At 50.3% G+C, this 12,091-nt stretch carries 2 protein-coding genes; both read right to left on the reverse strand.

Translation table 11 applies throughout. The annotated features are described in order from the left end of the window. Positions 1-47: 47 nt before the first annotated feature. Positions 48-5,750, reverse strand: coding sequence for a type I polyketide synthase (locus VP472_RS11405; protein WP_153986673.1), 5,703 nt, complete (start codon positions 5,748-5,750; stop codon positions 48-50). A 39-nt stretch (positions 5,751-5,789) separates the two neighbouring features. Then, the gene (locus VP472_RS11410; RefSeq protein ID WP_146277141.1) at positions 5,790-12,086 is read right to left on the reverse strand and encodes a type I polyketide synthase; all 6,297 of its coding nucleotides are present in this window, start codon (positions 12,084-12,086) and stop codon (positions 5,790-5,792) included. Between the last annotated feature and the right edge of the window lie 5 nt (positions 12,087-12,091).

Below are 12,091 nucleotides of genomic sequence, written 5' to 3' on the forward strand. Positions count from 1 at the left end.
TTATCCTCCTAAGAAAATTAAATTTGCTCCGTCATTTTGACAGGCAATCAGATAGTCACAAATTCATGAGGGTTCATTCCCTCGATCGGAATCGGCTTGGTCAGCTTCATCAGCCCCATGCGGGAGATCGGCTGCGTCAGCAGAGTTTCCAGCGCCTGCATCCCTTCCGCCCGGCTGATCAGTCCGAGACCGATTGCACTCAGTCTGTCAAACTCTTCAGAAATGTGATTGTCAGCCCGCTCCCAATACCCCCAGTTCATCACTTTGACCGGGCATGACAGCCGCCCGGAAAGCTCATGGGCAAATGCGTCTTTAAATGCGCACCCCGCCGCATAATGACTTTGATTCGGATTCTTAATATATGAAATAACCGAAGAGAAAAAGAGAATAAAGTCCAAAGACTCTTTCGCAAATACTTCGGCAATGTTGACGGAAATATCCACTTTCGCCGCAAGGCCGGCGTGAAACTGTGATTCTTCCATATCTTTTACGCTTTCATTCGCAAATACCATCGCTGAATGAACGACGCCGCTGATGGTGCCGTATGTGTTTTTAATCTGTTCATAGGCGCGCTGAAGCGATGGAAGATCAGAAGCATCTGCGGCTATATATTCGGGAGCGGGGCCTGATGGCCGGTACCGGTCTATTTTTTGGCGTATCCGGCTGTCCAGCGGCCGCCTCCCGATCCAGACGACTCGGGCTTTATACGTCTTCACCATATAATCTGTCCAAACCTCGCCGATGCCTCCCGCACCGCCGATGATGACATATACGCCTCCATATCGGTAAGGAACACTTTCAGACGGCCCGCTTTGGACCGGAAGCAATTGAGGCCGGTGCCATTCCTGATGTCTGCGCACCCATGCTTTACCCGTACGGTCGCGGGGCAGGCTGAATATGTCTTCTGCGGGGAAATCCCCCCCGTCTTCAAGATCGACCAGACGGATGTGCCAGCTCGGATGTTCTTTTGCGAGAGACCCGACGAAACCGTGCACACTGGAATGAGCGGGACGCACCTCATCATATTGGGTGATAGGCTGTGCTTGGTGCGTAATCACCGTCATCCCGAGCTGCTCTTTTCCATACCCGAGACCGATAAGAGCTTTGGCCGCTCTGAAAATTTGCAGCACCCCGCTTTTTTGATCATGGATGTAAGAATCAGCCGGCTGAGGGGCAAACCAGATCATATGCTGAATCTCACCGACACGGCGGAGCCGATCGGATATCACTTCAACGGAAGCACTTTGGCTGCTATCAAATCGCACAGCTTTAGGAAACAATCGTAAAACCGCGTCCGCCTGCCCGTCTGTACCGCCTATGATGACAGCTTTTGCTTCAGAAATGGGGAAGCCGGTTTGGTTGTCTATCGGTTCCGCGTCCCATACCTGCATCAGTTTGACGGCTCCGGTAAGGTTACCCGGCAGATCGTATTGCTTGTCATCCGTTTCAGCCGGCGCACTTTCGGCCATCCGGGCAGAAAATCCTTTTATTCTTACACACACATTGCCGCGTTCATCACATATATCAATGTCCATTCTTCGCACGGCCGGTGTTTCATGCGTCACAAATACGGCCGCCCACATGTTTGGACTGCACGGATGAAAAACGGTCAGTTCATGCAATTCAAAAGGCATTAACGGCTGCTCCGGATAACCCGCTTTATCTTCATTCATAACGCCGATGGCCGCCTGAAAAGCGGAATCTATCAGACTCGGATGGAGCACAAACTGTTCGGCCTCATCACAAACGGAAGCAGGGAGCACCAATCTAGCCAAGGCTTCTTTTTCCCCGCAATAAATGTGATCAATTCCTTGATGTGAAGGTCCGTATACAATTTCCGCCTTTGCAAATGCCGCATAGCAGTCTTCCTTTGACAGCACTTTTTTGCGGCATCGCGCTTTCAGCTGTTCAATATGCAAAACCGGCGCCTCAGACAGCGGCTCAATCACAGCACTGCCTTCACAATAAATGTCTGAATCGTTTTCATTGCTGTACACTTGAAATGAAACATTGCCGTTATCCTCTAAGGAAAGACCTGTCGTCATACGCAGCGGCTCTTTTTTATGAACGGCCTGGCGTATCCAGCTGATATACCGCAGCGAAATGCCGGTTTTAGCCGTGTATTCAGCGGCTAACGGCGCGGCAGCCAGTTCAGCCGCGGCTCTCGCCATTTCAAGATAAGCCGCCCCGGGGAGAACACGCTTGTTTCGGACGATATGATCGGCTAAGAAGAATTCATCTCCGTTCAGTATCGTGCTGAATTTTTGTTCTAACAAATCTGAAGTATTGCGGTGAAGCAGCGGGTGAAGCCTGCTTTCTGTATTTACGGAAGTGACGGGATGATCGGGCTCCGGTATCCAATAGCGGTCCTTTGCAAACGGATACGTCGGCAGACTCATCCGGCGCGGCTTCTCCTCCTGATACAGCCGCGTCCAGTCTATCTCAAATCCTTTTGACCACAGCTCCGCCAGTTTTTTGTAAGTGCCGCTGTCCGTCCATTTTCGGATCAGCTCCTCCGTATCCTGATCATCATTCAGGAAACCCCTGATTTCCGTTCCGCTATCAGACCGCCCTTGAAAGCAGCCGTCAATCTGCCGTTTTCGTTCTGTAAATTCGGTTAATTTCCTGATCAGGTCCGCTTGATCGTTCACTAAAAAAACAAGCCGTTCTTCCATTGCCAGCCGTCCCGTTTGCAGCGTATATGCCAGTGACCGCAGGGAAAAAGGTTCTTCAGGCTGCTTCTCTAAGCCGGACTGACCGAAAAGACCGGAAAGAAGATTCTTATGTTTCTCATCGTTTGTCAGACATTCTGCTAAAGTCCGGACGGAAGTATGCTGTATGAGATCAGTCATGTCTATTGCCAGCCCGTATTGATCCGTCAGCCGCTCAGAAAACTGTGTCAGCTGCATGACATCCAAGCCGAATTCCTTCCAATCCTGTTCACCATCTACCGAGCCGGCCTCTACATGCAGAACTTCGGCCAGAGCACCGCGCAGCGCATTTTCCAGCTGATTTTGCATTGTATCTGTTTTGTCATGAAGCGGCCCGCTTCCTTCAAGCGCTTTGTCTTTGAGAAACATCAGCAGGCGGGCAGCGTATTCCTTCAGCCGCTCCGGATTTTTCGCTGACAGAGGCACGATATACGGTCTCTCTTGATTCTCCGTAATGCCGGGGTTTTTGGGCCTGTACTCTTCTAAAATGAGATGAACGTTTGAACCCGTCGCCCCGAATGAACTGATGCCTGCGCGTCTCGGACAGGAATGTTCACTGCCGTTCTCTGTATACGCCGGCTTTTTCCATGACTCGGTTTTTTGTTGCACGTAAAATGGCGAGTCCTCTAAACGGAGATACGGATTAATCGTCTCTGAGTGCAAAGAAGGGACAAGCGTTTTGTGAAACAGCTGCAAAACAGTTTTATGAAGCCCGCTGATCCCGGCGGCTGATTCCGCATGTCCGATATTCGATTTAACGGAACCGATCGCACAAAATTGCCGATCCTCCGTAAACGTGCGGTAAGCTTTAACAAGACCTTGTATTTCAATCGGATCTCCTAAAGAAGTTCCGGTTCCATGCGCTTCCACATAAGAAATCGTCCGGGGATCGATCCCCGTCTTTTCAAGACATTCAGCTATCATATCCCCCTGCGCCACGGGGCTCGGCACGGTAATCCCGCTGACGGTTCCCACGTGATTGACGGCGCTGCCTTTTATCACCGCATAAATATGATCCTTATCTTCTTCGGCTTTGTGAAGCGGCTTCAGCAGCACGGCCCCGATGCCGTCAGCTGAGACATAGCCTGTGCCGCCTTCGCCGAACGTTCGGCACAGCCCGTCACTCGAATGCATATCCATCAAGCCGTATGTGATATATTTTGTCGGGTGCAATGATAAATTGACGCCTCCGGCAAGAGCTGCTTCACATTCACCCCGTCTCAGACTTTCCGCCGCCATATGGACGGCCGTCAGAGATGACGAACACACCGTGTCAACCGCCATGCTCGGCCCGTGAAAATTGCAGAAATATGAAACCCGGTTTGCGATCGGCGCATAGCTCAAGGGATAAGGAAAGACCAGCCCTTTGGCCGCAGCTTCAGCGCCGGCGAGAGAATAATCCATATGCATCACCCCGGCAAACACACCGACGTTCATTCTCTTATTCGGCCCTTTCGGCTGAACGATTGTTTCCGGGGTGTAGCCCGCATCCTCAATCGTTTCCCAGCATGTTTCTAAAAACAATCGTTCTTGCGGATCTTTAGCTTCTGCCTCCCGCGGAGAAATCCGGAAAAATTTCGCATCAAAACAATCCGGATCGTCTATAAAACCGCCCCATTTGGAAATCGGCTTGCCGGACGGCGATCGCAAATGCTCATATTTCCTCGTATCCCAGCGGGAACGAGGCACTTCCGTTACGCTGTTTTCTCCATTTTTTAAATTTGTCCAGAATTCACGAAGATTTTTGGCGCCGGGGTACCGTCCCGCCATCCCGACAATCGCAATATCTCCATTCTGCGTTCCGGCTGACGCCGATTTTTTCACACGGATTTGGGTCGTCCTCTTTTTTTCCCTGTGCAAAGGTTCAGCATTTGAATGCCCGCTTTGAGCATGGCCGAAGCCGGCTCCGTAATGTTCGCACAAATACCCCGCCAATTCCGTGATTGTCGTGTATTCAAATAACAGCGTCGGCAGAAGCTGCGTTCCGATTTTTCGTTCAATTTCCTTTACCATGTCCAACAGCCCCGGAGAATCCAGCCCCATTTCATAGTAGCCGATATCCGGGTCGATCTCTTTCACAGGTTTGTTCAATCGGGCGGCAAGCAATTCTTTTAAATAAAAGATGCACTGTTCAGTAAGGCCAGCGGAAGGCGCCGGTTCCGCTTGCGGAGCCGGGACGGCATTCCGCCCGTCAAGTTCTTTCTTTTGCCGTTTCTGATTGATCAGTTCCGGGTCCCTCACCCGTTTATTGGCGAAGTTTTTCAGTTCGCCGACTTTTCTGCCTTCCTCATTGAAAAACTCCATTGTCACGTAAACGAGATCTTTCTTACGGGTGACGGATTCTTTTTTTATCTTGGTGATACATGTCGTCTGCAGCAATTCGGCGCAATAAAACGATTCATAAAACAGCGGCAGAAATAATTGCCCCTCCTCCCTCGTCAAAGGAGCGAGATATACATTGGAGCCGATGCTGCTCGCATCTATCAATGCGGGATGAAACATCGCCTCTCCTGCATGTTCCAGCTGATCCTTTTGCACCGACAGATCAATATAAATCTCTTTTTCAGTCTGGTAGACGCTTCCGCAGCCTTTCATCATTCCTGAATGAACCAGTTCTTGATCCCTGCATTCCGCGTAAATGTCCTCAAGCGGTATTTCTGCCGCCGTTTGTTTTACGGCATCCATCCGGACGCTCTCTTGGAAGCCGGCGGGCTTGACGGAATGCATTTGCGCCGCGGCATATATCTTTGTCTCTGCTGCTTCGTCACCTTGTTTTTGCCCTTTCACCTCTACCTTCCATTGCCCTTCACCGTTCTCTGTACAGTCAACAGAAAGCAGGATTGTTTCTCCCTGTTCAGGAGCTAAAGGGTGAAAAATCGATAAGTGCCTGAGTTCAAGGCCGGCATGAAAAAAACCGTTTTCTCTGAAAGTCTGATAGATCAGGTCAATATAAGCCAGACCCGGCAGCAGTTCCTTTCCATAGGCTTTATGATGTTTCAGAACGGGATGCTGATTGTTAATAAGAAGCTGCTCTTGCATATGAACTTCCTCCATATCGACGTTCAATTTTCAGCGCAATCAGTAAGTCTTCATTTGTTTCCAAAACGTATTCGGGCGGGACTTATGTGCGTTTTCATGCAGGTTTTCAGCTTTGTCCGGACGGATGGGCCGGCGTTTTAATTCCTGTCTCGGCAAAGGCTTTCTAACCGGGGTGTACGCCTCTTGCTCCCAGGCTTCCACTATGACATGGGCATTCGTCCCTCCGTCAGCGAAGCTGCTGACGGCGGCAATCCGCGGTGAATCCGTCCATTCACGCAGAACGTGCGAAAAATAAAACGGCGAGGCGGACAGATCGTAATGCGTCATCGGCTCTTTGCCCGAAAGGAAAGGCACACGCATTCGGCGCGAAAGCATAAGCACTGTTTTAATGAATCCGGCAATCCCTTCAGCGCATAACGGGTGTCCGATATTCGGCTTCATCGACCCCAATTCGCAAGGCGCGCTGTTTTGCATACGGTACACCGCTTCAATCGCCCTCAGTTCCAAAAGGTCGGTTACTTCAGAGCCTGAACCGTTTGCTTCAATGTAGCTGATATCCTCCGCTTTTCTGCCGCTTTTGGCAAGCGCCTTGGCCATCACTTCTTTCTGCGCCTGTATATTCGGTGTGGCAGGCCCCGCGGTTCTGCCGTCATTGTTTACGGAAATGCCTTTAATGACCGCATGAATCCGGTCCCCGTCTTTTACAGCCTGGGCCGCTGTTTTTAAATACACCATTCCGACGCCTTCTCCCAATACGATGCCTCCGGTGCGGCGGTCAAAAATATGAAACGCAGGCTCTTCGCTTAACAGATTGCGAAGTTCGAACATCCGGTGGGTTTGACCGGATTCCAGCAGACTGACTCCCCCAACCACCGCTGAGTCGATTTCACCGCAAGAAAGCGCCTGTATCGCCATATTCATACCGACAAGCGCTGAAGAACAGGCCGTATCCAAAACGAGACTCGGCCCCTTCAAATCAAAGAACTGAGAAAGATTGGCCGCCAAGTAATTCGGGCCGGCGGCGACTATCGGATTTTTTGCATGCTTCAGACGGTTTTCGTCAGGCATACTGCCGCCGCGTCCTCCTAAATAGACACCGGCTGACCTGCCTTTCATTTCTTGTAAAGAGTAACCGCTGTCTCTGAACAGATGAAGCGCCTCTTCTAATATAAGAAAGGACTGGATATCCATTGCCTTGATGTCTTCTTCGGGAATAAGGAAAAACTCCGGGTCAAAATGCGTTACATTTTTTAAAAGGCCCGCATAATCCGCCTTCTCCGTTTTCCAGCGCTCTTTCGGCACCCTTTGAATGGCCGACGTTCCTTCAGACAGCAGCTTCCAATAAGCTTCAATTGATTCAGCTCCCGGAAAACGGCAGGACATTCCGACAACAGCGATGTCTTGCGCCGCTGCAGCGCCAGAAGGCTGAATGACAGCGGCTGCTGTTTGTTTGGGAACGTCCGGGATTACAGGCTGAACCGGTTTTGAAACGGCATCTTTGATTTCCGGATATGCTGTTTCAAGCCATCCCGCCAGCGCAGCAACCGTAGGGTATTCATACAGCACCGCCGGGTCAAGGTCAGCTTTGATCCTCTTTCCGATCGCTCTGGACACTTGGGCAAGCATGATGGAATCGGCTCCGTAATCTTGAAACGGTGTATCAGATTCAAATCTTGACGGCTCCAGTCTTAATTCCCGGCAGCAAATGCTCGTCAGCCACTCCTCTACGCTTTCTGTCTCACCCTGTACATGCTGCTTTGTTTCGGTAAGACCGGTTGAAAGCATCAGACGGTCAGGCTCCCATTTTTCCGGGTGAATGACGGCCGGCATAATAACAGATCCGCAATCGCCTGCCATAACGGCATCAAACAGACTCAGCCCTTCTCTGTCAGTGATGCTCTTTAAACCGCTTTTCAGATAGGCCCGGCTTTTTGATTCGCCCATACCCGTTTCTTTCCAGCTCGGCCATTGGATGCTCAGCACCGGAAAACCTTTTGCGGCCGCAAAATAATCCATATAGGCGTTAGCCATGGCATAATCGCTTTGTCCCGCTCCTAATTCCGGCATCACGCCGGACACTGAAGAAAACAGCGCAAAAAATCGGAGAGGCTCCTTGTGCAGCGCTTGATACAAAAGGTCCAGTCCGTCTGTTTTAGGTTCAAGCACGGGCATCATCTGTTCTCTCGTTTTGCGGATAAAGGCTGGATGATCGAGATCTACGGCTCCCGCTGCGTGTATCACGCCTCCTATCGGCCCCATCTTCTCTTTCACCCGGCTGACGGCCTGCTCATATTCAGGACCGGAAGATACAGTCAGCACTTCCGTCCGGACACCTTTTTGTTCGAGCTCTCTGATTCTTCTCACTTTATCGGAAAACGGGGAATTCCGTTTGATATGATCATCCCACTCCGCTTTCGGAGGCATTGTTTCTTTTCCGGTAAGCACGAGTTTCGTGACTCCGTAACGTTCGGCAAAATGCCGGGCGAATAAATATCCGAGTCCCCGGGTCCCTCCGGTGATCCAGAGCACATGGTCTTTCGGAAATGAAAATTCTTTTTCAGCTAAGCTGTTTGTTTCCTTTAACCGCGCGTGATAGCGCACATCGTTTCGGTAACACACTTCGATGTCTGCAGAATCGCGAAAAAACTCCTCTGCGATCTGGTTTGCCAGCTCGGAATCTTCAGCAGTCCGTTCTGCATCCATATGCCGCGAGCGGATATCCTTATACTCACTTTGGAGCATCCGGTACAATCCGGCCTTTTTTGCACCTGAAAGATTTATCGTTTCATTTGCAAAAGGTTCAAGCCCCTTTGTCACACAAAGCAGCTGAAGCTTTCGGCCGCGGTTTCTGTTGTCAATGAGACACTGCAGACGATGAATCCAGCCGTCATCATGCTTGATTTCCGTCCCGCACCCCGTCACATCAATCAGACCGCCAAACCGGGCCGCGTCCCCGGATATTTCCGGTGATGCAGCGTCAATGATTTCAGACTCGGGGAAATAACGGGACAGCTCAACGGCCAAATTTCCTGTCTGGTGATCAGCGGCTATTCCGATGACGCCCCGCACTTCCTTAGCCGGAACACGGCTGCTTTCTGCCCAGCTTTTCTGTAAAAAGCGGAATTCACGAAATGTTTCAGAATGTGTTTCAGCATCACGAACATTGTCCGGCGCTGCATCGTCCGGCCAATAACGATCCTTTATAAATGGATAACCGGGAAGGCTGACGCGATGCGGCAGGCTGCCGTTATAAAGCTCTGACCAATCAATCTTCAGCCCTTTTACCCAAAGTTCCAGAAGCTTTGCGAATTTTTTTCTTTTCATCCATTTACGGACGGCTTCCTGCATATCTTCATCCTTAAAAACGGCTAGAATATCTTTATACTGTTTGCTTTTTCCCCTGAAGCAGCCGTCTGTTCCGCCGTCAATAAAACGCTGCAGTTTTTCCGCTAACTGCTCTGTCGACGTCACGATAAACGCCGCACGTTCTTCCATCGCTTCTCTTCCGGTTTGAAGGGTGTAAGCCGCATCCCGGAGGCTGCGGTCTGTGACGTCATTTTTTCTGACCGCTTGAAGAAGCTGCTGCGCCCGCTGCTTCAGGCTGGCCTCCTGTTTGGCGGATAATAAAATGACTGCGGGATCTTCATCTGTGAATGGCTCAGAAATCTCCCTATCAGGTTCAATATATTCTTCTATCAATATGTGGGCATTTGCCCCGCCCGCGCCAAAAGAAGAGATTCCCGCGATTCTCGGAATCTCTTTCTGCGCTCCGTTTTCCTCAATGACCGGCCGTTTCCAGTCTGCCAATTCACGCTGCACCGCAAACGGCGTCCGGTCAAATGCAATATTCGGATTCAAATTTCGGCAATGTAATGAAGGGGCCAGCTTTCGTTTTTGAAACTGGAGCAGCAGTTTTGTTACACCGGCAATGCCTGCCGCGGCTTCCAAATGCCCGATATTGGATTTAACTGAGCTGATGGCGCAAAAGCCTTTATCTGACGTTTTCGTTTGAAATGCGCGGGTCAAACCGTCAATTTCGATCGGATCTCCGAGTTCAGTGCCCGTGCCGTGGGCTTCAATACAGCTGATCATCCGCGGATGTATTCCTGATTTTTCAAGCGCGCCGGAAATCACGTCAGCCTGGGCGCTCGGACTCGGCACTGTATACCCGTTTGTTCTGCCGCCGTGATTGATATGAGTGCCGCGAATCACCCCGTAAATATGGTCCTTATCAGCCATCGCTTTTGACAGCGGCTTTAACAGCACGGCCCCGACGCCTTCCCCGGGAACAAATCCGTCCCCGCCTTCACCGAAACTTTTGCACGTTCCGTCTTTTGAAAGCATTCGATAGGCGCTGAGCTCCGCATAAGCCGAAGGATGCGTATACACATTCACACCGCCGGCAATCGCCATGTCACATTCGCCGCGAAGGATGTTTTCACACGCTTCATGAATTGCAGTCAGCGAAGACGAGCACATCGTGTCGACCGGCATGCTCGGCCCTTTCAGATTAAGAAAATAGGAAACTCTGTTGGCCGCTGAACTGAACGACGTTTTCGGCTGCAGGGTGCCGCCGTTTTTCCAGTACATTCCGTACCCGTTTTTCGTAATGCCAGCAAAAACGCCGACCCGGCCGTTATACAGATTCTCAAGCTGTTCCTTCGTATAACCGGCATCCTCCAGCACCTGCCAGCACATTTCAATAAAGAGACGCTCCTGCGGGTCCATATTCAAAGCATCACGGGGTGAAATTTGAAAAAACAGCGGATCAAAGAAAGCGGCATCTTTCAGAAACCCGCCCCGCTTACTGTAACTTTTCCCTGCTTTCACGGCCGCTTCGGGATCAGGGTTGTAGTACTTGTCCTTTTCCCAGCGCTCTTCGGGAATTTCGGTCACACAGTCTTTTCCGGCCGCTAAGTTATCCCAGTACTCTTCAAGTGTTTCAGCTTGCGGATAACGTCCGCTGACGCCGATAATCGCAATCCCTTCTTTTGTCTGTTTCTCATTGGAAAAAGCAGGCCGTTTCTTTCGCTTGATAAACGACGGAAGCACCGGAAAATCTTCATTTGCCAAAACCTGTTCTGATATGCCTGAACGGTGCTCATCATCATTTGTCCATTTTCGGCATTCATTCGGATAATCCGTGACAAAGTGAGCTGCCAGGGAGCCCAGTGTCTTATATTCGTAAAAAACCGTTTTGGAAAGGTCACCGAAAAGCAGAGACAATTCGCGGTTTAATTTCGTCACAGTGACTGAGTTTATTCCGTAGGTTTCCAGCGGCTCTTCAGTATCTATGTTGGAAACAGCAATTTTTGCAGTCAGGCCAAAAAGCGTTTTGAGCTGAAGAAGCGTTTGTTCATACAAACGTTCACTGCGGTGTTCGGCATTGGTTTTTCCGGAAGCGCCCGTCTTGATGACAGGCTGCAGCTTCAACCCCGACAGAGAAGCCCATATTTTTCCTTCTTCGTCACATAAATCAATATAAAAGCTCCCCGCCTTCTCTTGTATCTCGGCCCATACCTTGTCAGGACAAGATTCATAAAACAAAAGCTCGTCCAATGAAACCGGGGCGAGCGTTTTATATTCTTTGCCGCCAAGCAGCGCGCATGCCTCTGTCACACTTTGCATCACACAGGGTGGGAGGCCGAATCGGGCGGATTCTTTTTGGTCTGTCAATGGAATTGTTATGTCTGCCAGCATCCGTCCTGCTGAGGCGTAAATACGCTCAATTCCTTTCATGTGCTCACTGTATTGAACGGTATCGTTCTGAGTGATGGCTTCAATTTGCTGCTTATCCATCAGGGAACCGCTGTTTTCCTTCAAGCGGCTGATATCCAGCATGCCGGGCACAGCATCAACTGGCTGAATCGTCCCTTGGCTGTACACATCATAATGACTGGAATCAGCAGAAAATGGATTATAAATCTCAAACCTTTTGGCTTCACCCTCTGCGGGTATCAGCCTGATCTCGATATGGAACGGCTCAGCCTCAGTCAAAATGGGCTTTGACCACACGATATGCGTCAGCCGGACAGCCGCAGTCTCCTTTACTGTCAAAACAGCCGCAGCTCTCGCCATTTCCAAAAGAAGTTCTCCGGGCATAAGCTTTTTATGCTGTAAAGAAACATCAGCGAGAAAAAATTCCCGGCCGCTGAAAGCTGCCGAGAATCCCTGTCCCCTTTCATCAGAAATATGCTGCTGAGCAAGCGGATGAAGGGAAGCCGCTTGGCGAAGTCCCATCCGCATATCATAATCGCGCAAAATGCCGATCGCATCCTGTTTTGTCATTTTTTTATTTTTGACGTCAGAAAAAACCCGGTGCAGAAACTCTTTCATATGGT

This window comes from Bacillus sp. MT(2024), assembly GCF_036362845.1.
In the GTDB taxonomy this organism is placed as follows: domain Bacteria; phylum Bacillota; class Bacilli; order Bacillales; family Bacillaceae; genus Bacillus; species Bacillus velezensis.

Excerpts from the sequence above, each read along its gene's own strand:
- VP472_RS11405 (WP_153986673.1), bottom strand. The coding sequence starts at position 5,750 with ATGCAAGAGCAGCTTCTTATTAACAATCAGCATCCCGTTCTGAAACAT.
- VP472_RS11410 (WP_146277141.1), bottom strand. The coding sequence starts at position 12,086 with ATGAAAGAGTTTCTGCACCGGGTTTTTTCTGACGTCAAAAATAAAAAA.